Here is a 23272-nt window from a genome sequence, read left to right as displayed (position 1 = left end):
CGGCGACAAGCCCGGAAAGCCGGTACGGCTGGTGCGCGACTACCTCGACGGCGTGGACGTCGCCGAGGGCGAGGTGGTGGTGCTGGAAAACTGCCGCATGAACGTCGGCGAGGGCAAGGACGACGAGGCGCTGTCGAAGAAGTACGCGGCGCTGTGCGACGTGTTCGTGATGGATGCCTTCGGCACCGCGCATCGTGCCCAGGCCTCCACCCATGGGGTGATCCGCTTCGCCAAGGTAGCCGCCGCCGGGCCGCTGCTGGCCGCGGAGCTGGACGCGCTGGGCAAGGCACTGGAGCACCCGGCCAAGCCGCTGCTGGCGATCGTCGCCGGCTCCAAGGTTTCCACCAAGCTCACCCTGCTGGAAAACCTGATCGGCAAGGTCGACCAGCTGATCGTCGGCGGCGGCATCGCCAATACCTTCATCGCCGCGGCCGGCCACGGCGTCGGCAACTCGCTGTACGAGCCGGACCTGCTCGACGCGGCGAAGAAGGTCATCGCCGACGCCAAGCGCCGCGGTGCCGAGGTGCCGCTGCCGGTGGACGTGGTGGTCGCGCCGGAGTTCTCCGCGCAGGCGACGCCGACGGTGAAGGCGGTGGACCAGGTCAAGGACGGCGAGATGATCCTGGACATCGGCCCGGAGACCGCCAAACGCTACGCCGCGCTGATCGCCAAGGCCGGCACGGTGGTGTGGAACGGTCCGGTGGGCGTGTTCGAGTTCGATGCCTTCGGCATGGGCACCGAGACCCTCGCCCGCGCGATCGCCGCCTCCCCGGCGTTCTCGATCGCCGGCGGCGGCGACACGCTGGCGGCCGTGGACAAGTACGGCATCGAGAAGGACGTGTCCTACATCTCCACCGGCGGCGGCGCGTTCCTCGAATTCCTCGAGGGCAAGGAACTGCCGGCGGTGGCGGCGCTCAGGGCCCGCGCGGAGGGCTGACGCCCCGTTTTCTGTAGGAGCCCGCTGGCGGGCGATGCTTCTGCTCTTCGCTCGGATATGGATCAGGAGCCAAGGCATCGCCCGCCAGCGGGCTCCTACCGGTCAGGCCTTGCCGCACAGGATGCGCCGCACGGCGGCGATCACGCGCTCCACATCACCCCCGGACAGTCCGGGGCTGAGAGGCAGGCTGACGGTCTGCCGCCCCAGGCGCATCGCGTTCGGCCACTGCTCTGGCGACCAGCCGTAGCGCCGCTGGTAGTAGGGGTGTTCGGGAACGGCGAGGTAATGCACGCCCGTACCAATGCGCGCCGCGTTCATGGCGTCGAGGAAGGCATCGCGCGAGATGCCGCAGCGCGCCTCGTCGATCATCACGGTGTACAGGTGAAGGCCGTGCCGGGTGTCCGCCTCCGGCGCCGCCGGCAGGCCGATCGGCAGGTTGGCGAAGGCCTCGTCGTAACGCTGCCAGATCGCCTGACGGCGCGCCCAATGGGCTTCCACCTTGGCCAGCTGCGGCAGCCCGATCGCCGCCTGCAGGTCCATCATGTTGTATTTGAAGCCGCACTCCAGCACCTGGTAATGCTTGTAGCCGGCATCGCCGAAGCGATGCCAGGCGTCCTTGCTCATACCGTGCAGGGCGAGCATGCGGGCACGGGCGATACGCTCGCGGTCACGGCCCAGGATCATGCCGCCCTCGCCGGTGACCACGTTCTTGGTCACGTAGAAGCTGAAGCAGCCGAAATCGCCAAACGTGCCGGCGGGCTGGCCGCGAAAGGTGGTTTCGATCGCATGGGCACAGTCCTCGATCACCACCAGGTCATGCCGCCTGGCAATGTCCATGATCCGGTCCATCGCGCAGGGTCGACCGGCGAAGTGCACCGGAAGGATCGCGCGGGTGCGCGGGGTGATTGCCGCCTCGATCGCCTCCGGATCGATGTTCTGCGTGTGCGGATCGACGTCCGCCAGCACCGGCACCAGGCCGGCATGCTCGATCGCGTTGACGGTCGCGCAGAACGTGAGCGGCGTGGTGATCACCTCGCCCCCCGGCTCGAGGCCCGCCGCGACCATGCTCACGTGCAGGGCCGCGGTGCAGGAATTCACCGCCGCGACGCGCTCAGCGCCCGCCTGCCTGTACTCGGCGAAGGCCTGCTCGAAGCGGGCGACCCGGGGCCCGGTGCCCAGCCAACCCGACCGCATGCAGGCCTCGACCTCGGCGATCTCCTCTTCGCCGATGCTGGGCGCACCGAAGACGATGAAACGTTGCTGATCGACCATGCCCCGCATCCCTCCAAAAGCGACGGGCCGCTTGCGCGGCCCGTCGTCACGACACCCGTTTCGTTCAACCCACCACGCGCTTGACCGCATCCACCACGTGGCTGACGGTGAAGCCGAAGTGCTCGAACAGCTGCGGCGCCGGCGCCGACGCACCGAACGAGTGCATGCCGACCACCTCGCCATCCAGTCCGACGTACTTGCGCCAGAAGTCGGCCGTGGCCGCCTCCACCGCCACACGGGCGCGGCACCAGCCAGGCAGCACCGCCTCGCGGTAAGCCTGCGGCTGGGCATCGAACACCTCGGTGCACGGCATCGACACCACCCGCACTGCCATGCCCTGCTGGGCCAGGGTGCGCATCGCCTCCATCGCCAGCTCGACCTCCGAACCGGTGGCGATCAGGATCGCCTGGAAGCGCGCATCGGCCGGATCGGACAGCACGTAGCCACCGCGCGCGATGTCCGCCACCTGCTCGGTCGTGCGCTGCTGGTGTTTGAGGTTCTGCCGCGAGAACACCAGGCAGCTCGGCAGGCCCTTGCGCTCGATCGCCGCCTTCCACGAAGCCGCCGACTCGACCGCATCGCACGGACGCCACACGTGGTTGTTCGGGATGTAGCGCAGGCTGGCCAGGTGCTCCACCGGCTGGTGGGTCGGACCGTCCTCGCCCAGGCCGATCGAGTCGTGGGTGTAGACATGGATGGCCTGCGCCGGGATCAGCGCGCTCATGCGCACCGCATTGCGCGCGTAGTCGGAGAACACCAGGAAGGTGGCGTCGTACGGGATGAAGCCGCCGTGCAGCGCCAGGCCGTTGGCGATCGCGCTCATGCCGAACTCGCGTACGCCGTAGTAGACGTAGTTGCCTTGGCCGCCGGCGCTGTCGCCGTTGCCGGCGTCCCTGGAGCCCTTCCACTTGGTGAGGTTGGAGCCAGCCAGGTCGGCCGAACCGCCGATCAGCTCCGGCAGCGACGGGCCGAACGCATCCAGCGTCATCTGCGAGGCCTTGCGCGAAGCCACTTCCGGCCCCTCGAGCTGCAGCTTGGCCACATAGGCCTGCGACTTCTCGGCCCAGTCCGCCGGCAGCTCGCCGCGCAGGCGACGCTCGAACTCGGCGGCCAGTTCCGGGTGCGCCTTGGCATAGGCGGCGAAAGCGTCCTTCCAGGCCTGCTCATCGGCCGCGCCCTTCGCCTTGTGGTCCCAGCCAGCGTAGATCTCGGACGGGATCTCGAACGGCGGCGAGCGCCAGTCGAGCATGTCGCGGGCGGCCGCCACCTCGTCCTTGCCCAGCGCGGCGCCATGGCTCTCTTCCTTGCCCTGCTTGTTCGGCGAACCGAAGCCGATGATGGTCTTGCAGCAGATCAGGGTCGGCTTGGCGGACTGTGCGGTGGCCTGTGCGAGGGCGGCCTTGATCGCGTCGGCGTCATGACCGTCGACGTGGCGGATCACGTTCCAGCCGTAGGCCTCGAAACGGGCCGGCGTGTCGTCGGTGAACCAGCCATGCACCTCGCCATCGATGGAGATGCCGTTGTCGTCGTAGATCGCCACCAGCTTGCCTAAGGCCCAGGTGCCGGCCAACGAGGCCACTTCATGCGAGATGCCCTCCATCAGGCAGCCGTCGCCAAGGAACACGTAGGTGTGGTGGTCGACCACCGTGTGGCCGGGACGGTTGAAGTGCGCCGCCAGCACCTTCTCCGCCAACGCCATGCCCACCGCGTTGGCCAGGCCCTGGCCGAGCGGGCCGGTGGTGGTCTCCACCCCGGGGGTCTCGCTGGCTTCCGGGTGGCCGGCGGTCTTCGAATGGAGCTGGCGGAAGTGCTTGAGCTCGCTCATCGGCAGGTCGAAGCCGGTCAGGTGCAGCAGCGCGTACTGCAGCATCGAGCCGTGGCCATTGGAGAGCACGAAGCGGTCGCGGTTCGGCCATTTCGGGTTGGCCGGGTTGAAGCGCAGGAAGTCGTTCCACAGCACTTCGGCGATGTCGGCCATGCCCATCGGCATGCCCGGGTGGCCGGAATTGGCCGCCTGCACGGCGTCCATGGCGAGGGCGCGCACGGCATTGGCGAGTTCGCGGCGGGTGGTCATCGGCGTCTCCGGAAGGGGCATGAAAAGACGCCATTGTCGCCGATTCGGCGGCGCGAGTCGCGCCGCCGCCGCGATCCGCCGACCGGCACAGGCAGGGCCGCGATGCGGCGGGCACGCACGCGTAGGACAACGGCGATTAATTGCCGCTTAACTTTTTGGGGCCGGATATCGGCTCGCTTCAGGCTCGCCGCCGTTCAATGCCCCCGCGCCCTCCCCAGGCGCCCTGATCACGGCATCCCCGGCCGTACAGCGAAAAACATAAAAAGGAGAAGTCCCGATGAAGAAGTCACTGCTCGCCCTTGCTTTCGTTTCCGCCAGTGCCTGCGCGCTCCCCGCCCTGGCCCAGGATGCCGGCAACACGTCACCGGAGACGGCCGGCAACTACCAGCCCGGTCAGGCGGTCGGCACCGGCAACTGGTTCATTGGCGGCAGCGTCGGCCAGGCACACGTTTCGCAGGGCCCGTACGACGACCATCCGACGACCTATGGCATCAACGGCGGCTATCGCTGGAAGGTCGGCCAGGATATGGGGCTGGGCATCGAGGCCGGTTACAACGATCTCGGCAATTTCAAGGTCAAGAACGTCTTCAACAGCAACGACGTCAACCTGACCACGCAGCGCCACGCCCTGCGCGGCTGGACGGCGGGCGTCAACGGCCGCATCGACATCTATCGCGGCCTGTATCTGAGCGGACGCACCGGCCTGTACGGCTGGCATGCGCCGGGCATGCAGGATCCGGATGCCGGCAATCGCCGCGACCTGAGCAAGGTCGACTACTACGCCGGAGCCGGCATCGGCTACGACATCAACAATCACTTCGGCCTCGGCCTGTCCTACGACTACTACCACGCTGCGAAGAGCGGAGTGAAGCTGACCACCGATGCGGCCTCGCTGACCGCCGAGTACCGGTTCTGAACTTGGTTCCGGCGGGCGGGTGTGTGCTGCCACGCTTAACCCGGGATTAATACTGTACTCACCGGTATTGAATCTTTCGGGGCACTCACCCATCTAAGTCCCCGTGCCGGCCGGACCGGCCGGCACGCCCCACGACAGCCGCGGCATCTCCCCCAAAAGCGCCCGGCTGCGATAACAACAAGAGGATCATCGCGATGAAGAAGACTCTGCTTGCCCTTGCCCTGGTTTCCGCCGGCCTGGTGGCCGCCCCTGCCGCGTTCGCGCAGAGTGCGCCGTCCGACAACGGTGGCTGGTTCGTCAACGGCAATGTCGGCCGCACCTCCATCAACAAGGGCCCGTACGACGGGCACGACACCGGTTACGCCCTCAACGGCGGCTACCGTTGGTCGCTGAACCCGAACGTGGCGCTGGGTGTCGAGGCCGGTTACAACGACCTGGGCAACATCCACGTCAAGAACGTCTTCAACAGCAACAACGTCGTCGACAGCGGCCGCTCCCAGCTGCACGGCTGGACCGCCGGCGTGAACGGCCATTTCAACATCAACCCGAACTGGTACATCAGTGCCCGCACCGGCCTGTACGCGTGGAAGGGGCATGGCCTGAGCAACGATTCCAACCCGATCCGCGAGAGCCTGGACAAGACCAGCTGGTACGCCGGCGCAGGCTTCGGCTACGACTTCACCAACAACTTCAGCGTCGGCCTGAACTATGACTACTTCGACGCCAAGAAGCACAACGTCGACCTGAGCACCGACATGGTCTCGGTCAGCGCCGAATACCGCTTCTGATCCACACCGCAGTGTGAAACGAAAACGGGCGCCCCCAGGGCGCCCGTTTTTCTTCGGACGAAGGGTCGGCCTACTTGCCGCCGGTCCAGCGGCCCAGCGCGGCCTGGCCGTTTTCCTTCGCGCGCGCGGCGACGGTCTTCTGCGCCTCGGCGTAGTTGGCCTTCATGTCCTTGGCCCACAGCTTCAGAGCGGCCTGCTGCATGGCGCGACCGTAGGAGAACGACAGCGGCCACGGATGCGGGCCGATGCGGTTCATCGCATTGAGGTGGGCGGTGGACTGCTCATCGGTCTGGCCACCGGAGAGGAACACGATGCCCGGCAGCGAGGCCGGCACGGTGGACTTGAGCACGCGCACGGTGGCCTCGGCGACTTCCTCGACCTCGGCCTGCTCCTCGGCGTCCTTGCCCGGGATCACCATCGACACCTTCAGGATGGTGCCCTCGAGCATCACGTTCTGCTCGTACAGCGCGTTGAACAGGCTGCGCAGCACGGCCTCGTGCACTTCGTAGCTGACGTCGATCGAGTGGTCGCCGTCCATGATCACTTCCGGCTCGACCATCGGCACCAGGCCGGCTTCCTGGCACAGCGCGGCATAGCGGGCCAGTGCGTGGCAGTTGGCCTCGATCGCGGTCGAGCTGGGGTTGTCCTCGGAAATGTTGATCACCGCGCGCCACTTGGCGAACTGCGCGCCGAGCTTGGCGTATTCGGCCAGGCGCTCGCGCAGGCCGTCCAGGCCCTCGGTGACCACGTCGCCCGGGAAGCCGGCCAGCGGCACCGGACCCTTGTCGACCTTGATGCCCGGGATGATGCCGAGCTTCTTCATCACCTGGGTGAACGGCACGCCGTCCCTGGTCGACTGGCGGATCGTCTCGTCGTAAAGGATCGCGCCGGAGATGTGCTCGTTCAGGCCTGGCGCGGTCAGCAGCAGTTCGCGGTAGGCGCGGCGATTCTCTTCGGTGTTCTCGATGCCGACCGATTCGAACCGCTTGGCGATCGTCTTGGTCGACTCATCGATGGCGATGATGCCTTTGCCGGGCGCGACCATCGCCAGCGCGATGCTTTCCAGATCTTCGATGCTCATGACGACTCCGTGGAAACGACAGCGGCCGCCAGGCCGCGCAAAGGATACGCCGCCCCCGGAACCGGGAGCGGCAAGGCTGAAAGCGGCGGATTATAGGCCAGAACGCCCGACGGCACCGGGGCGGTCGGAAGAGCGGCTCAGTTCTGGTCGTAGCCGGGCAGCTGGCAGGGGGCCATCAGGGCCTGCTGGCCGGCCTTGTCGGACGGCCCGTTGAAGGGCACCACATAGTAGGTGTCCACCGGCTCGCCGGCCCGGTTGGTCAGCGAAGGGCCGTAGGTGAAGTTCTTCACCGCATTGACCGCGACCGGCGTCAGATCGCTCGCGGGTACGGTCTTGGCCGCCTTGATGTCGCGCGGGATGCCGTCCGAGCCGATGGTGAAGGTCACCGCCACACAACCGGGCTTGTAGATGTTCTTGCCGCTGTTCGGCACGTCCACGTCCACGCTGCGGTTGAGCAGGATCCAGTAGCCGTTGATCTTGTCCGGCGACACCCGCCGCGCCTGGGCCATCAACGGGGACGAAACGGCCAGCGCCAGCAGGCACATTGGCAGTTGCACGCGAAGCACGTTCTTCTTCATCGGTCGCCTCCGGGGATGCGGGGTGGGGAGCCCAGTCTAGCGTCAGCGGGAGGGATCCGCGCCGGCATCCGTCGCCGCAGGGGATGAGGATGGCGATGGGAACTGGCGAAGACGGTGGAACAGGCCAACCAACCCGGCAGCCCCCAGCACCACCGCGGCACCAGCCAGCGCCTGCAGGGTATAGAAGACTACCCAGCGCCACTCGGTGGGCGGCAGATGCCCGGTGGAGTAATCGGTCATCCGGTCGCGCAGGAAAACCATCACGACGCCGTGGCTCAGCATGCCGGACACCCCCTGCACCACCTGCCAGACACCAAGCACCGAGAGCGCGATGCGCTGCAGCTCGTCCGCACCGATCGGCATCTCCAGCACCTGCCCGCTCGAGCGACTGCTGGCCCACCAGGCCAGCATGCCCGGCCACAGCCAGAGAACGGCACCCACAGCGAAGTACAAGCCAGCGAACATCAGGCTGCCGAGTAGCCTGTGCGCGTTGCCATCGGAGGCGGCGACCGCCGCCGCCACATCCTCCAGCGCATGCACCGACAACAGCACGGCGCCCAGCCGGATGGCGGTGCATAGCACCGTGTAGACACTGGTCTTCAATGCGCTCCCTCGCTCCCGCCGCTTGCGGGCAACCGACCTCAGAGCTCGCGCAGGCTGTCGACGATCCCGTCGGCACCCACCGAGAGCAGCTTCAGCGTATTGGTGCCGCCGGCCTGGCCGACCCGGTCGCCGTAGGTGATCACCACGCGGTCGCCTTCGGCCAGCTTGCCCTGCTCGAACAGCATGCGCACGGCGGCGCGGGTGGAGGCGGCCATGCTCTGCTGTTCGCCGTGGCTGAACTCCACCGGATGCACGTCGCGCAGCACCTGCATGCGGCGTCGCGCCTCGCCGAACGGCGACATGCCGTAGATCGGCACCGAGCTGCGGTAGCGCGACAGCCACTGCGCGGTGGCGCCGGACTCGGTCAGCGCGACGATCGCGCGCACGCCCAGGTGCCCGGCCAGCACCATCGCCGCCAGCGCGATCGCCTGGTCGGCGCGGTCCAGCTGCAGCGCGGAGTCGAGCATGCGCTCGTCCTTCGGCTCGAACTGCCGCTCGGCCCCCAGGCAGATGCGCACCATCGCCGCCACCGCCTTGTCCGGATGCGCACCAGCCGCAGACTCCTCCGACAACATCACCGCGTCGGTGCCGTCGATCACGGCGTTGGCCACGTCGAGCACCTCGGCGCGGGTCGGGATCGGCGAGCGCACCATCGACTGCAGCATCTGCGTGGCGGTGATCACCGCGCGGTTGCGCTGCACGGTCTCGCGGATGATCTTCTTCTGCAGGCCCGGCAGCTCGGCGTCACCGATCTCCACGCCCAGGTCGCCACGCGCTACCATCACCACGTCGGTGGCATCGATGATCTCGCCCAGCACCGGAATCGCGTCGGCGCGCTCGATCTTGGCCACCATCACGGCATGGCCGCCGGCCTCGCGCATCAGGCGACGCGCGGTGTGCATGTCATCGGCCGAGCGCACGAACGACACGGCCAGAAAATCGGCGCCCAGCTCGGCGGCCAGCTTGATGTCGTTGCGGTCCTTGTCCGACAACGCGTCGACGGTGAGTCCACCGCCCTGCCGGTTCAGGCCCTTGCGGTTGGACAGCTTGCCACCGACGGTGACCGTGCAGTGGATCTCGGTGCCATCGATCGACTCCACCCGCATCGCGACCAGTCCGTCGTCGAACAGCAGGATGTCGCCGGGACTCACGTCCTGCGGCAGGCCGAGATAGCTCACGCCGACGCGGGTGGCATCGCCGTCCGGCGCGTCATCGCGGCAGTCCAGCGTGAACGCGTCACCGACCTCGAGCTGCACCGGACCATCCGCGAACTTCTCGACGCGGATCTTCGGGCCCTGCAGGTCGGCCAGGATGCCGACCTCCACGCCGACCTTGGCGGCAGCGGCGCGCACGGCCTCGGCGCGGGCGCGATGGTCGTCGGGCGTGCCATGCGACAGGTTGAGGCGGGCGACGTTGACGCCCTCGGCGATGATCTTCTCGAGCATCCCCGGCGCGTCGGTGGCGGGGCCGAGCGTGGCGACGATCTTGGTACGGCGGACTTGCTGGGATTGGGTAGTCATCTTGGAAGCGTAGCAACAACGCGAGCCGCATCGCCACGATTCAAATCGCGAATTTTCAGCCGTTTGGACGGCTGCGCGACGTGCGTCGCCGGTCATGAAAACGCGATGCGAAGATACCAGTCGGCGTCGATCAGCAATTTACGGTCGACAACCTTGCAGACCACGTAACGCCCCGTGATGCGGCCTCGATGTGCTGCGGCGCAGCAACCCCGGCAAAAAAATTTTCCCGGCCGACGGCCCTGCCCGCCCATCGATACACAGCCAAGCCCGGCAAGCGCCCGAACCCTGAGCCGGCACCGTCACGACCTGGCGCCGCGACGGTACGAGCGGTGATGCCTCAGCGGCTGCCGAGCGCCTCGTCCAATATCTCGGCGAGGCGAACACCGCCTTGTTCGAGCCGCTCGCGGATCACCGGCCAGGCCTTGGCCTGATAGCGCTCGGACCAGGCCACACCGGACGGCTTGGCCAGATCGGTGTAGGCGACGGTCCGGGCAATGTGGTGCGACTCGTTGGCCCAGTCCACGACACGCGTATCGAGCGTGGCGAGCGTCCCGGCCGGGGCCCACTGCGCAAGCTCGGCCGGGGTGATCCCCGCTTCCAGCTGCTTCGCGCGCGCGGCCACCGCCGTCCGGTCGATCGAATAGTTCGGACCCAGCTTGAGGTCGAGCTGGTGCTCGATCACGCGGCCGTCCCAGACCGAGTGCAGGTTGGTGCCGATGCCGAAGAACTGCACCTGGACCGTGTTGCCGCCCTTGTCGTCATCGTCCACCGCGTGCATCGGCTGGTGGATGTCGCCGGCCAGGTGGACCACCCACTTGAGCGCTTCCAGCCGGGCCTGCGGGCTGCCCGAACGGTCGGCCAGGGTACGGGTGAAGTGCTCCAGCTGGGCCACGATGCAGTTGCCCCGGGGGCAGTCGCGCGCGGCCTGGTAATCCGGTGCCTGGAGCGGGATGTCGACGTAGTGCCAGCCCGCCGTGCCGGGCATCTCCTTGCGGTGCTGGTCGGCCCACGAGGCGATCTGGTCGAGCCGGTCGTAGCCCTCCAGCCCGAGCAACGCCTGCACCTGCGCGGCGGCGGCCGGATCCAGGTGCGACTGGGCGATGTCCGCCACGATCGCGTGGCCTTCCGGGCCCCAGGCCATGGCGTGCGGGGCGGCGAGCCCCAGGGTGAGGGCGAGGGACAGCAGACTGGGGCGGGAGGGACGCAGCTTCATCGGATCGTCGGGACGTGATGGGAAAGTCCGGGAGTCTGCCACAGCCCTGCGCACCGCCGGATGACAGCGCGCGGGGCCGCTTCGCCGCTTGCGCCCGGCGTCGAAGCGGCCCGCCGGCCTGCTAGAATCACGGGCTCTTTCCACAGGCATGGGCCAGACGCAGGAGTCAACGGCAATGACGATCAAGGTGGGCATCAACGGCTTCGGCCGCATCGGACGCAACGTGCTGCGTGCAGCCGTGCAGAACTTCAGCGACATCGAGATCGTCGCGATCAACGACCTGCTCGAGCCGGACTACCTCGCCTACATGCTGCAGTACGACTCCGTGCACGGCCGCTTCAAGGGCACCGTGTCGGTCGAGGGCAACACGCTCATCGTCAACGGCAAGAAGATTCGCCTCACCGCCGAGCGCGACCCGGCCGCGCTGAAGTGGGACGCCGTCGGCGCCGAGGTGGTGATCGAGTCCACCGGCATCTTCCTGACCAAGGAAGGCGCGCAGAAGCACCTCGACGCGGGCGCGAAGAAGGTGATCATGTCGGCCCCGTCCAAGGACGACACGCCGATGTTCGTGTTCGGCGTGAACGACAAGAGCTACCAGGGCGAGGCGATCATCTCCAACGCCTCGTGCACCACCAACTGCCTCGCGCCGCTGGCCAAGGTGCTCAACGACAAGTGGGGCATCAAGCGCGGCCTGATGACCACCGTGCACGCCGCCACCGCCACCCAGAAGACCGTCGACGGCCCGTCCAACAAGGACTGGCGCGGCGGCCGCGGCATCCTGGAGAACATCATCCCGTCCTCCACCGGCGCCGCGAAGGCCGTCGGCGTGGTGATCCCCGAGCTCAACAAGAAGCTCACCGGCATGAGCTTCCGCGTGCCGACCTCCGACGTGTCGGTGGTCGACCTGACCTGCGAGCTGGAGAAGCCGGCGACCTACGCCGAGATCTGCGCGGAGATGAAGGCGCAGTCCGAGGGCGCGCTCAAGGGCGTGCTGGGCTACACCGAGGACAAGGTGGTCGCCACCGACTTCCGCGGCGAAACCCGCACCTCGGTGTTCGACGCCGAAGCCGGCATCGCGCTGGACTCCACCTTCGTCAAGCTGGTGTCCTGGTACGACAACGAGTGGGGTTATTCCAACAAGTGCCTGGAAATGGCCCGCGTGGTGGCGGCGAAGTAAGCCGGCCGCACCGCTCCACGAAAAAGGCGCCCCGCGGGGCGCCTTTTTTGTTGCCTGCTTCCGGGAATCAGCGCAGGGTGGCCAGCGCCGTGTCGTAGTCCGGCTCCTGGGTGATTTCCGGCACCAGCTCGGCGTGCTTCACGTGGTCATGCTCATCCAGCACGACCACCGCGCGCGCCGCCAGGCCGGCCAGCGGGCCGCTGGACAGCGCCACGCCGTAGGTCTTCAGGAAATCGGCGCCGCGCAGGGTCGACAGCGTGACCACGTTGTCCAGGCCTTCGGCACCGCAGAAGCGCGCCTGCGCGAACGGCAGGTCGGCCGAGATGCACAGCACTACGGTATTGGCCAGCTCGGACGCGGACTGGTTGAAGTGGCGCACCGACGCAGCGCACACCGGCGTGTCGACGCTGGGGAAGATGTTCAGGATCTTGCGCTTGCCGGTGAAGTCGGCCAGCGAGACGTCAGCCAGATCCTTGGCAACCAGGCGGAAGCCGGGCGCCTTGTCGCCCACGGCGGGAAAATCGCCCTGCACCTCGACCGGATTGCCCTTGAGCGTAACGTTCTGCGACATGGGATGCCTCGTGCGGATAAGTGGGGAGCGCCATCCTAGAGGCTGGCCGCTCCCGTGTCGCGCCTCAGTGCTCGCCGAGCAGTTCCCGGATCACGCGCTCGGCGAGCTGTTCCGGAGCCTCCTCACCACCCTGCAGATGCACTTCCGGCGCCTCGGGCGCCTCGTATGGCGAATCGATGCCGGTGAAGTTCTTGATGCTGCCGGCTCGCGCCTTGGCGTACAGGCCCTTCACGTCGCGCGCCTCGCACACCGCCAGCGGCGTGTCGACGAACACTTCGTGGAACTCGCCGGGCGCAAACAGTTCGCGCGCCATCCGCCGTTCGCCGCGGAACGGGCTGATGAAGGACACCAGCACGATCAGGCCGGCGTCGACCATCAGCCTGGCCACCTCGGCCACGCGGCGGATGTTCTCCACGCGATCCTCGTCGGTGAAGCCCAGGTCGCGGTTGAGCCCGTGGCGCACGTTGTCGCCATCCAGCAGGTAGGTATGCCGCCCCATCGCGAACAGGCGCTTCTCCACCAGGTTGGCCACGGTGGACTTGCCGGAGCCGGACAGGCCGGTGAACCACAGGCACGCCGGCGCCTGGCCCTTGAGCCGCGCACGCGCGGCCCGGTCGATGTCCAGGTGCTGCCAGTGGATGTTGTCGGCGCGGCGCAGGGCGAAGTCCAGCGTGCCGGCGCCGACGGTGGCGTTGGTCTGCCGGTCGATCAGGATGAAGGCGCCCAGCTCGCGGCAGGTCGCGTAGGGTTCGAACGCCACCGGCTGGTCCAGCGAGAGGTTGCAGTAGCCCACCTCGTTGAGCTCCAGCCGCTTGGCGGCCAGCTCGTCCTGGGTGTTCACGTCGACCTTGTGCTTGATCTCGGTCACCTGCGCACCAACCGTGCGAGCGCCGATCTTCAGCCAGTAGCCGCGCCCCGGCAGCAGCGCCGACTCGTCCATCCACAGCAGGTGGGCGGCAAACTGGTCGGCCACCTGCGGCGGATCGCCCGCCGCGGCGATCACGTCACCGCGGCTGATGTCGCGCTCGTCTTCCAGCGTCAGCGTGACGGCGTCGCCGACCGTCGCCTGCGTGCGATCGCCGTCGGCGGTGACGATGCGTGCCACGCGCGAGCGCGCGCCGCCCGGCAGCACCACCACCTCGTCGCCCGGGGCGATCGATCCGGCCACCACCGGCCCGGCGTAACCACGGAAATTCTGGTCCGGCCGGCACACCCATTGCACCGGCAGGCGGAAGCCGAGCGTCTGCGCCGGCGGCTGGATCGCCACCGTCTCCAGGTGTTCGAGCAGGCTCGGGCCGTCGAACCAGGGCATCGCCGTGGCGCGCGCGCTGATGTTCTCGCCGCGCAGCGCCGACACCGGGATCGCACTGACCTGGGGAATGCCCATGTCGGCGGCCAGCGTCGTGTATTCGGCCTCGATGGCGCGGAAGGTCGTCTCGTCGTAGCCGACCAGATCCATCTTGTTCACCGCCAGCAGCACATGACGGATGCCCAGCAGCGCGGCGATGTAGGTGTGCCGCCGGGTCTGGGTGAGCACGCCCTTGCGCGCGTCGATCAGCACCACCGCCAGATCCGCCGTGCTCGCACCGGTGGCCATGTTGCGGGTGTACTGCTCGTGGCCCGGGCAGTCGGCGACGATGAACTTGCGCCGCTCGGTGGTGAAGAAGCGGTACGCCACGTCGATGGTGATGCCCTGCTCGCGCTCGGCCGACAGGCCGTCGACCAGCAGCGCGAAGTCCAGCTCGCCGTTCTGCGTGCCGTGACGCAGCGAGTCGCCTTCCAGCGCGGCGAGCTGGTCGTCGAACAGCACCTTGGTGTCGTACAGCAGGCGGCCGAGCAGGGTGCTCTTGCCGTCGTCGACGCTGCCGCAGGTGATGAAGCGCAGCAGGTCCTTCGATTCGTGGCGGGCGAGGTAGTCGTCCACGGACAGGATCGGTTCGCGGCCCATCAGAAATACCCCTCCTGCTTCTTCTTTTCCATCGAGGCGGACGGATCGTGGTCGATCGCCCGCCCCTGCCGCTCGGAGGTGCGCGCCACCAGCATCTCCTGGATCACCTTGGGCAGGTCGTCGGCCTCGGATTCGATCGCACCGGTCAGCGGATAGCAGCCCAGCGTGCGGAAACGCACCTTGCGCATTTCGGGCTGTTCGCCGGGTTTGAGCGGCAGGCGCTCGTCATCGACCATCACCAGCATGCCGTCACGCTCGACCACCGGGCGCGGCGCGGCCAGGTAGAGCGACGGCACCTCGATCGCCTCGCGGTAGATGTAGAGCCAGATGTCCAGCTCGGTCCAGTTCGACAGCGGGAACACGCGCACGCTTTCGCCCTTGGCGATGCGCCCGTTGTAGAGGTTCCACAGCTCCGGGCGCTGACGCTTCGGGTCCCAGCGGTGCTGCGCGGTGCGGAACGAGAACACGCGCTCTTTGGCGCGCGATTTCTCCTCGTCGCGACGGGCACCGCCGATCGCCGCGTCGAAGCCGTGCGCATCCAGCGCCTGCTTCAGCGCCTGGGTCTTCATGATGTCGGTGTGCACGGTGGCGCCGTGGGTGAACGGACCGACACCCTGGCGCACGCCTTCCTGGTTGATGTGCACGATCAGTTTCGCGCCCACCTCGGCCGCGCGACGATCGCGGAAGGCGATCATCTCGCGGAACTTCCAGGTGGTGTCCACGTGCAACAACGGGATCGGCGGCGGCGCCGGATAAAAGGCCTTCTGCAACAGGTGCAGCAGCACCGAGGAATCCTTGCCGATGGAATACAGCATCACCGGGTGGCGGAACTCGGCCGCCACCTCGCGCAGGATATGGATGCTCTCGGCTTCGAGGCGCTTGAGATGCGACTGGCGTGCGGCCAGCGCGTCGGCAGGTGTGGTCTGGGAAACAGTCATGATCCGGCCATTCTATCCAGCACCGGCCGGACCGGTGATAACCACTTGGCCTATGGATATGCCCCGCCGCCCGGCGTGGTGCCGGACGGCAGGTGCGGCCGTCAGCGCCTGAGCGGCGAAATGACCTGCTCGATGGCGCCGAAGATCGACTGGCCGGCCGCATCGGTGATCTCGATGCGCACGGTGTCCTCGTACTTCAGGAACGGCGTGGACGGCTGGCCGTCGCGCAGGGTTTCCACGGTGCGCTGCTCGGCCAGGCAGGAAGCGCCCTTGGCGGTGTCCTGGTTGGCGATGGTGCCGGAGCCGACCAGGGTGCCGGCGGTCAGCGTGCGGGTCTTGGCCGCATGCGCCACCAACTGGGCGAAGTTGAACTGCATGTCGACACCGCACTCGGCCTCACCGAACCACTGACCGTTGATCCAGGTACGCATGGGCAGGTGCAGCTTGCTGTCCTGCCAGGCGTCGCCGAGCTCGTCCGGCGTCACCAGCACCGGCGACAGCGCCGAGCGCGGCTTGGACTGCAGGAAGCCGAACCCCTTGGCCAGCTCGGCGGGAATCAGGCCACGCAGCGACACGTCGTTGACCAGGCCGACCAGCTGGATGTGGCCGGCGGCCTGCTCCGGCGTCACCGCCATCGGCACGTCGTCGGTCACCACCAGCACCTCGGCCTCCAGGTCGATGCCGTAATCCTCGCTCGGCACCACCACTGGATCGCGCGGCCCCAGGAACATGGCGCTGGTCGCCTGGTACATCAGCGGGTCGGTGTAGAAGCTGGCCGGCACCTCGGCGCCGCGCGCCTTGCGCACGCGCTCGACGTGCGGCAGATAGGCCGAACCGTCGACGAACTCGTACGCGCGCGGCAGCGGCGCGGCCAGCGCATTGAGGTCCAGCGGGAATCGCCCTTCGGCGGTGCCGGCATTCACCTCGTCGTACAGCGCATTCAGGCGCGGTGCGGCGTTGTGCCAGTCGTCCAGCGCGGCCTGCAGGGTCGGCGCGATGCCGGTGGCGCGGGCGGCGTGGGTCAGGTCGCGACTGACGACGATCAGCGTGCCGTCGCGGCCGCCTTCCTTGAGACTGCCAAGCTTCATCGAATCAATACTCCTGGAACGGATGCGGTCAGGGCTGCGTCGGGTCGAAGTGCTTCGCGATGCCCTGCCAGCACGTGTAGTAATCGTCCTGCAGTTGCGGCGCGGACAGCGCCTGCGCGCTGGGACGGAACACCTTCCGCGTCTCGAACATGAAGGCCATGGTACCGGTGAGATGGTCCGGCTGGCTCAGGTCCGCGGCGACGGCCTTCTCGAAGCTGGCTGCGTCGGGGCCGTGGCCGCTCATGCAGTTGTGCAGGCTCATGCCGCCGGGCGCAAAACCGCCGGCCTTGGCGTCGTAGGCGCCCTCGATCAGGCCCATGAACTCGCTCGCCACGTTGCGGTGGAAGTACGGCGGCCGGAAGGTGTGTTCGGCCACCAGCCAGCGCGGCGGGAAGATCACGAAGTCGAGGTTGGCCGTGCCGGGGGTGTCGCTGGGCGAGGTCAGCACGGTGAAGATCGACGGGTCCGGATGATCCACGCTGATCGAACCGACGGTGTTGAAGCGGGTCAGGTCGTACTTGTACGGCGCGTAATTGCCGTGCCAGGCGACCACGTCCAGCGGCGAGTGACCGATGTCGGCCTGCCACAGCGCGCCCTGGAACTTGGCGACCAGCCTGAAATCACCCTCGACGTCTTCCCAGGCCGCGTGGGGCACCAGGAAGTCGCGCGGCAGCGCCATCGAGTTGGCGCCGATCGGCCCGAGGTCGGGCAGGCGCAGCAGCGCGCCGAAATTCTCGGCCACGTAGCCGCGCGCCTCGGCGTCGAGCAGCTCGACGCGGAAGCGGATGCCGCGCGGCACCACCGCGATCTCCAGCGGCGCCACGTCGAGCACGCCCAGCTCGGTGAGCAGGCGCAGCCGGCCCAGCTGCGGCACGATCAGCAGTTCGCCGTCGGCGTCGTAGAAATATCGCCCTTCCATCGAACGGTTGGCGGCGTACACGTGCACGCCCACCCCGCCCTGCTCGGCAGCGCCACCGTGGCCGGCGATGGTCACCAGCCCATCGAGGAAGTCGGTCGGCGCGGTCGGCAGCGGCCACGGATCCCAGCGCAGCTGGTTCGGCGTGGCCGGCGCTTCGTCGAAGCGGTTGTGGAAGGTGGCGTGCGCCAGCGGTATGAACGGCCGGTGCATCGCCGCGGGGCGGATGCGGTACAGCCAGCTGCGACGGTTCTCGCGGCGCGGCGCAGTGAACGCCGTGCCGGACACCTGCTCCGCGTAAAGCCCGTGGGCCACCCGCTGCGGCGAGTTCTGGCCGGTGGGCAGCACGCCCGGCAGCGCCTCGCTGGCGAACTCGTTGCCGAACCCGGACTGGTAACCGTTACCGACCATCGTCGTCATGGCTGCGTTCCTTCCTTCAGAGCACGCCGCGCTTGATCTGGTCGCGCTCGATCGACTCGAACAGCGCCTGGAAATTGCCTTCGCCGAAGCCTTCGTTGCCCTTGCGCTGGATGATCTCGAAGAAGATCGGACCGATGCAGTTCTGGGTGAAGATCTGCAGCAGCTTGCGCTGCTTGGTCTCCGGATCGGCGTCGATCAGGATCTTGTTCCTGCGCAGCCGTGGCACGTCCTCGCCGTGGTTCGGGATACGCATGTCGATCACGTCGAAGTAGGTGTCCGGCGTGTCGAGGAATTCCACGCCCTGCGCACGCATCGCCTCGACCGTGGCGTAGATGTCGTCGGTGAAGCAGGCGATGTGCTGGATGCCCTCGCCGTGGTAGGCGTCAAGGTACTCGTTGATCTGGCTCTTCGGATCGTTCGATTCGTTGAGCGGGATGCGCACGATGCCGTCCGGCGCGGTCATCGCCTTGGACACCAGGCCGGTCTTGGCGCCCTTGATGTCGAAGTAGCGGATCTCGCGGAAGTTGAACAGCCGCTCGTAGTAGTCCGACCACTTCTGCATGTTGCCGAAGTAGAGGTTGTGGGTGAGGTGGTCGATGAAGGTGAGCCCGAAGCCCTTCGGGTTCTGCTCGGCGCCGGGCACCGGCTCGTAGTCGCCGTCGTAGATGCTGCCGGCCTCGCCATAGCGGTCGACCAGATACAGCATGCAGTCGCCGATGCCCTTGACCACCGGCGCGTCGACCGCGCGGGTGTCGGCCTTGTGGTCGACCGCCTCGCCACCGTTGCCGAGCACGGTGTCGAGCACCTCTGCCGACGACTTCTTGAACCGGATCGCGAAACCGCAGGCGCTCGGACCGTGCTGGGCAGCGAAGTCGGCGGCGAACGAATCCGGTTCCTCGTTGAGCAGGAAGTTCACGCCGTTCTGGCGGTACACCGTGATCGCGCGGCGCCTGTGGCGCAGCACGGCGGTGAAGCCCATGCGGCGGAACAGATCATGCATCGCGGCGGCCTGGTCGGCCGGCGCGGCGAACTCGACGAACTCGAAGCCGTCGATACCCATCGGGTTCTCGAACGTGGTCACCTGCATGCCGAGGTTGGGCTGGGCGGCGGTCTGGGGCTGGACGTTCATGGCGCTCTCCTGCGTCAGCTGCGCTAATGTCACGGATGCGGCTTTGCAGCATGCGCTGCCGGTGCGAAAGTCCGCATGAGCCCTTCTTTATAGTTACATTTGAAACCAACTGCAAGGAGCGTCGCCGCAGTGTCCACCCCTCGCAAAGCCACCCCGCCCGGCATCAAGCACGCCCCGTTGGAGCTGGAGCACTTCCTGCCCTATCGCCTGTCGATCCTGTCCAACACGGTCAGCCAGGGCATCGCCGACGACTACCAGCAGCGCTACGACCTCAGCATGACCGAGTGGCGCGTGATGGCGGTGCTGGCGCGGTTCGAGGGATTGTCGGCGCGCGAAGTCGCCGACCGTACGGCGATGGACAAGGTCGCGGTAAGTCGCGCGCTGGCCCGCCTGGTGGAAGCCGGCCGGGTCAGCCGGCATATGGCCGACAACGACAAGCGCCGTTCGGTACTCGACCTTACCGAGGACGGCTGGGCGATCCACGACGTGGTCGCACCGATGGCCCGTGCGCGCGAACAGGCGCTGCTGGACAAGCTCGACGAAGACGAACGGCAATGGCTGGTGCGCATCCTGGACAAGCTGCAGGAGCGCTAGAGCGAGGAGTGAGTGCGGAGGAGTGAGGAGTGAGAGAGGAGCAAGAGCGTCGGCTGCACTCTTCGCGCAGCCTCCGTTACTCACCTGGCCTTTGATGCACGAGTTCGGAACCGGGTGAGGCGTGTGAGACGTGAGAGGAGTGCCCCGGTTCCGGCGCCGGCTTTTCTCTCACTCCTCACTCCTCGTCTCTCACTTCTCGCCTGCCTACTTGACCCCATGCATCAACCGCGCGATCAGTGGCGCGGCCAGGAACAGCAAGGCCCCGGGCACCACCAGCAACCAGAAGCTGAAGGTGAAACCGGACAGTGCCGACGCCACGGTCATGCCGCTCTCGCCGCTGACGTGGCCGGCGAAGATGCCCGACAGGTTGTTGCCGATGCCGGTGGAGAGAAACCAGCCGCCCATCGCGAAGCCGACCATGCGCACCGGCGCCAGCTTGGTCACCATCGACAGGCCGATCGGCGACAGGCACAGCTCGCCGACCACCTGCAGCACGTAGACCAGCACCAGCGGCCAGAACGGGATGTGGCCGCTGCCGTCGACCAGCCGCGACAGTGCGAACATCAGCACCACGAAGGCCAGCGCGTTGAACAGCAGGCCCAGGCCGAACTTGCGCGGGATCGAGGGCTCCGCCCTGCGCCGGTCCATCCAGCCCCAGGCCAGCGAGACGAACGGCGCCAGCAGCACGATCGCCAGCGGCGCGACCGACTGGAACCAGCCCACGGGAAACGTCCAGCCGCCGAACATCCGCCGGTCCACCAGGTTCTGCGCGAGGAAGTTGAACGAGCTGCCGGCCTGTTCGTAGAACATCCAGAACAACACGTTGAAGGCGAAGATGATCAGCATCGCGATCACCCGGTCGCGCTGCACCGCGCCTTCGCGCACGCCCTCGACGAACAGCATCGCCGACAGCGCCAGGAACATCGCGCTGAGCAGCCACTGCAGTGCGATCGCACCGGCCTTGGCCATCAGCAGGTAGACCAGCGGGATCGCCAGCACGCAGCCGACCGCCACCCAGATCACGCGGGCCGGCGAGGCCTGCTCCGGCGCCGGCTGGCCCACGCCCTTGAGTTCGCCGCGGCCCCATTCGAACCAGGCCAGGCTCACCAGCATGCCCAGGCCGGCGGCGAGGAACACCGCCTTGTAGTTCTGCTGCATCGGCGTGTCGCTGAAATAGGCGGCCAGCCAGCCGGTGACCAGCGGCGCGACCAGCGCACCGCCATTGATGCCCATGTAGAACAGGGTGAAGCCGCGGTCGCGGCGCGGGTCGCCCTGCCCATAGAGCTGGCCGACCATCGAGGAGATATTCGGCTTGAACAGGCCGTTGCCGACGATCACCGTGGACAGCCCGAGCAGGAACACATCCTGGTCGGGCCACATGATCAGGAACAGGCCGGCGGCCATCACCAGCGCGCCAAGCAGGATCGAGCGCTGGTAGCCGATCACCTTGTCCGCCACGTAGCCACCGAACACGGCGGCCGCATAGACCAGTGCCAGGTAGGCGCCGTAGGTACGGCTGGCATACCCCTGGCCGGACGGATCGCCGTCGAAGAACTGCGCCACGATGTACAGCGCCAGCGCCCAGCGCATGCCGTAGAAGGCAAAACGCTCCCAGAACTCGGTCATGAACAGCATCCACAGGGGGCGCGGGTGGCCCAGCGTCTGCGGGTAGTCCGGCGCGCTTCCGGCTGGCACGGCGTGGTCGGTCATGCAGCTCTCCCCTCGGTCAATTCGCAAAATATTGCGAACCCTAACCGGTTGAGGCGCCGAAAAGCGAGGAGTGAGAGAGGAGCAACAGCGTCGGCTTCTCTACTTTGCCCAGCCTCCGTCACTCACTCGGGCGCGATGCATGAGTGCAGAGCCAAGCCAAAGCGGCGAAGCGCAAGGGTGAGAAGCAAAGCAACGGCTCCGGCGCCGGCTTTTCTCTCACTCCTCACTCCTCTTCGCTCACTCCTCGCTTTCCTATTTCACTCCATGCATCAAGCGATTGATCAACGGCGAGATCAGCAGCAGGAACACGCCGGCACCGGCCAGCAGCCAGAAGCCGAAGGTGAAGCCACCCAGCGCGGACACGGCAGTCATGCCGGTGCTGCCACTGATCGAACTGGCCAGCAGGCCCGACAGGTTGCCGCCCACGGCCAGCGACAGGAACCAGCCGCCCATCGCCGCGCCCACCAGCCGCGGCGGGGCCAGCTTGGTCACCATCGACAGGCCGATCGGCGACAGGCACAGCTCGCCGGTGGTCTGCAGCACGTAGCACGCCGCCAGCGGCCAGAACGGAATCAACCCGGCCGGACCGAGCAGCCGCGACAACGCGAACATCAGCACGGCGAAGCCCAGCCCGTTGAAGATCAGGCCCAGGCCGAACTTGCGCGGGATCGAGGGCTCCTTGTTGCGCTTGGCCAGCCAGCCCCACACCAGCGTGAGCGGCGGCGCCAGCGCAAGGATCGCCAGCGGACTCACCGACTGGAACCAGCCCACCGGGAACGTCCAGCCGCCGAACATCTTGCGGTCCACCAGGTTCTCGGCGAGGAAGTTGAACGAGGTGCCGAGCTGGAAGTAGAACATCCAGAACAGCACGTTGAAGGCGAAGATGATCAGCATCGCGATCACCCGATGCACCTGCACCTTGTCGTGCCGCGCGGCCTCGGCAAGCAGCAGCACCGAGATGCCGATGAACAGCAGGCCGAGCATCCACTGCAGCCCGATCGGGCCGATCTGCGAGAGCAGCCCGTAGATCACCGGCACCGCCAGCAGCGAACCCGCGATCACGGCGATCGAGCGGCCGGCCCCGGTCTTGTCCGCCGCCGGTCGGCCCACGCCGCCCAGGCTGCGCCGGCCGAACCAGAACCAGGCGAAGCTCAGCACCATGCCGACACCCGCGGCGAGGAACACCAGCTTGTAGTTCTGCTCCAGCGCGGTGTCGGTGAAGTACGCCGCCATCCAGCCGGTCAGCAGTGGCGCGATGAAGGCGCCGGCATTGATGCCCATGTAGAACAGCGTGAAACCGCGATCACGACGCGGATCGTCCTTGCCGTAGAGCTGGCCGACCATCGAGGAGATGTTCGGCTTGAACAGGCCGTCGCCCACGATCACCAGCGCCAGCCCGAGCAGGAATACCGGCTTGGTCGGCACCGCCAGCGCGAACAGGCCCGCCGCCATCACCGCCGCGCCGATTAGGATCGAGCGCTGGTAGCCGATCAGCTTGTCCGCCACGTAGCCGCCGAAGATGCCCGTGGCGTAGATCAGCGCCGTGTAGGCGCCAAAGATGCCGCTGGCCCAGGCCTGGCCGGACGCGTCGCCGTGAAAGAACTGCGCCACGATGTACAGCGTCAGCGCCCAGCTCACGCTGTAGAACGCGAAGCGCTCCCAGAACTCGGTCATGAACAGCATCCACAGCGGACGCGGGTGGCCGAACAGCTGCGGGAAGTCGGGCGCCGCGTTCGGCGCGGCGATGGACGTGTCGGTCATGGTGGTCTCGCCCCGGAAAGTGAGGGGATCGTGCCAGA

The 23272-nt window shown here is 67.4% G+C and carries 20 protein-coding genes; 5 read left to right on the top strand and 15 right to left on the bottom strand.

The features are described from left to right. Positions 1 to 937: phosphoglycerate kinase (locus C693_RS0102135; RefSeq protein ID WP_017460601.1), on the top strand; the 937-nt coding region annotated here is incomplete at its 5' end. Between the two features lie 102 nt (positions 938 to 1039). Here the strand turns inward: C693_RS0102135 and C693_RS0102130 are convergent. Beyond that, a complete protein-coding gene (locus C693_RS0102130) occupies positions 1040 to 2209 on the bottom strand; it encodes a DegT/DnrJ/EryC1/StrS family aminotransferase (RefSeq protein WP_017460600.1) in 1170 nt (389 codons plus the stop codon). A gap of 64 nt (positions 2210 to 2273) precedes the next feature. Then, on the bottom strand, positions 2274 to 4283 hold the full coding sequence (tkt, locus tag C693_RS0102125; RefSeq protein WP_017460599.1) for a transketolase: 2010 nt from the start codon (positions 4281 to 4283) through the stop codon (positions 2274 to 2276). Positions 4284 to 4560: 277 nt separating this feature from the next. On the opposite strand from tkt, the gene C693_RS0102120 reads away from it, so the two are divergent. Together C693_RS0102120 and C693_RS0102115 are read left to right on the top strand one after the other, a co-directional pair. Beyond that, positions 4561 to 5199 (top strand): porin family protein, encoded by a 639-nt coding sequence (locus C693_RS0102120; RefSeq protein ID WP_017460598.1) that lies wholly within the window; start codon positions 4561 to 4563, stop codon positions 5197 to 5199. Positions 5200 to 5393: 194 nt separating this feature from the next. Next, positions 5394 to 5987, top strand: a complete 594-nt coding sequence (locus C693_RS0102115) for an outer membrane protein (RefSeq protein WP_017460597.1) — start codon at positions 5394 to 5396, stop codon at positions 5985 to 5987. 70 nt (positions 5988 to 6057) lie between these two features. Here the strand turns inward: C693_RS0102115 and C693_RS0102110 are convergent, their stop codons facing one another. From C693_RS0102110 to C693_RS0102090, 5 genes are all read right to left on the bottom strand, one after another. Further along, positions 6058 to 7068, bottom strand: coding sequence for a class I fructose-bisphosphate aldolase (locus C693_RS0102110; RefSeq protein WP_017460596.1), 1011 nt, complete (start codon positions 7066 to 7068; stop codon positions 6058 to 6060). 137 nt (positions 7069 to 7205) lie between these two features. After that, positions 7206 to 7646 (bottom strand): energy transducer TonB, encoded by a 441-nt coding sequence (locus tag C693_RS0102105; RefSeq protein WP_017460595.1) that lies wholly within the window; start codon positions 7644 to 7646, stop codon positions 7206 to 7208. A 42-nt stretch (positions 7647 to 7688) separates the two neighbouring features. Beyond that, complete coding sequence (locus C693_RS0102100; RefSeq protein WP_017460594.1) at positions 7689 to 8249, bottom strand: hypothetical protein; 561 nt, start codon at positions 8247 to 8249, stop codon at positions 7689 to 7691. Between the two features lie 38 nt (positions 8250 to 8287). Then, complete coding sequence (pyk, locus tag C693_RS0102095; RefSeq protein ID WP_026107116.1) at positions 8288 to 9769, bottom strand: pyruvate kinase; 1482 nt, start codon at positions 9767 to 9769, stop codon at positions 8288 to 8290. 337 nt (positions 9770 to 10106) lie between these two features. Continuing rightward, positions 10107 to 10982: a S1/P1 nuclease gene (locus C693_RS0102090; protein WP_017460592.1), complete on the bottom strand. Its 876-nt coding sequence runs from the start codon at positions 10980 to 10982 to the stop codon at positions 10107 to 10109. 175 nt (positions 10983 to 11157) lie between these two features. Between C693_RS0102090 and gap the strand changes: the two genes are divergently transcribed. Further along, positions 11158 to 12159 carry a type I glyceraldehyde-3-phosphate dehydrogenase gene (gap, locus tag C693_RS0102085; RefSeq protein WP_017460591.1) on the top strand — a complete coding sequence of 334 codons (1002 nt, stop codon included), beginning with the start codon at positions 11158 to 11160 and terminating at the stop codon, positions 12157 to 12159. Between the two features lie 67 nt (positions 12160 to 12226). On the opposite strand, the gene tpx is transcribed toward gap, so the two are convergent. From tpx to hppD, 6 genes are all read right to left on the bottom strand, one after another. Then, a complete protein-coding gene (tpx, locus tag C693_RS0102080; RefSeq protein ID WP_017460590.1) occupies positions 12227 to 12730 on the bottom strand; it encodes a thiol peroxidase in 504 nt (167 codons plus the stop codon). A gap of 64 nt (positions 12731 to 12794) precedes the next feature. Then, positions 12795 to 14678: a sulfate adenylyltransferase subunit CysN gene (gene cysN / locus C693_RS0102075; RefSeq protein ID WP_017460589.1), complete on the bottom strand. Its 1884-nt coding sequence runs from the start codon at positions 14676 to 14678 to the stop codon at positions 12795 to 12797. Next, positions 14678 to 15616 carry a sulfate adenylyltransferase subunit CysD gene (gene cysD, locus C693_RS0102070; protein WP_017460588.1) on the bottom strand — a complete coding sequence of 313 codons (939 nt, stop codon included), beginning with the start codon at positions 15614 to 15616 and terminating at the stop codon, positions 14678 to 14680. The genes cysN and cysD overlap by 1 nt, the downstream gene beginning before the upstream one ends. A 101-nt stretch (positions 15617 to 15717) precedes the next feature. After that, positions 15718 to 16704, bottom strand: a complete 987-nt coding sequence (locus tag C693_RS0102065; RefSeq protein ID WP_017460587.1) for a fumarylacetoacetate hydrolase family protein — start codon at positions 16702 to 16704, stop codon at positions 15718 to 15720. Positions 16705 to 16732: 28 nt separating this feature from the next. Beyond that, positions 16733 to 18040: a homogentisate 1,2-dioxygenase gene (gene hmgA, locus C693_RS0102060; protein ID WP_017460586.1), complete on the bottom strand. Its 1308-nt coding sequence runs from the start codon at positions 18038 to 18040 to the stop codon at positions 16733 to 16735. Between the two features lie 16 nt (positions 18041 to 18056). Then, positions 18057 to 19169 (bottom strand): 4-hydroxyphenylpyruvate dioxygenase, encoded by a 1113-nt coding sequence (gene hppD, locus C693_RS0102055; protein ID WP_017460585.1) that lies wholly within the window; start codon positions 19167 to 19169, stop codon positions 18057 to 18059. A gap of 129 nt (positions 19170 to 19298) precedes the next feature. On the opposite strand from hppD, the gene C693_RS0102050 reads away from it, so the two are divergent. After that, positions 19299 to 19763, top strand: coding sequence for a MarR family winged helix-turn-helix transcriptional regulator (locus C693_RS0102050; protein WP_017460584.1), 465 nt, complete (start codon positions 19299 to 19301; stop codon positions 19761 to 19763). A gap of 204 nt (positions 19764 to 19967) precedes the next feature. Here the strand turns inward: C693_RS0102050 and C693_RS0102045 are convergent, their stop codons facing one another. Further along, a complete protein-coding gene (locus C693_RS0102045) occupies positions 19968 to 21473 on the bottom strand; it encodes a peptide MFS transporter (RefSeq protein ID WP_017460583.1) in 1506 nt (501 codons plus the stop codon). Positions 21474 to 21725: 252 nt separating this feature from the next. Continuing rightward, a complete protein-coding gene (locus tag C693_RS0102040) occupies positions 21726 to 23234 on the bottom strand; it encodes a peptide MFS transporter (protein ID WP_017460582.1) in 1509 nt (502 codons plus the stop codon). Positions 23235 to 23272: the final 38 nt, after the last annotated feature.

Source organism: Dyella ginsengisoli LA-4 (assembly GCF_000334915.1).
GTDB classification, from domain to species: Bacteria; Pseudomonadota; Gammaproteobacteria; order Xanthomonadales; family Rhodanobacteraceae; genus Dyella_A; species Dyella_A ginsengisoli_A.
Note: the sequence above shows the minus strand (reverse complement) of the source record. Positions and strands in the feature narration are given on the sequence as shown.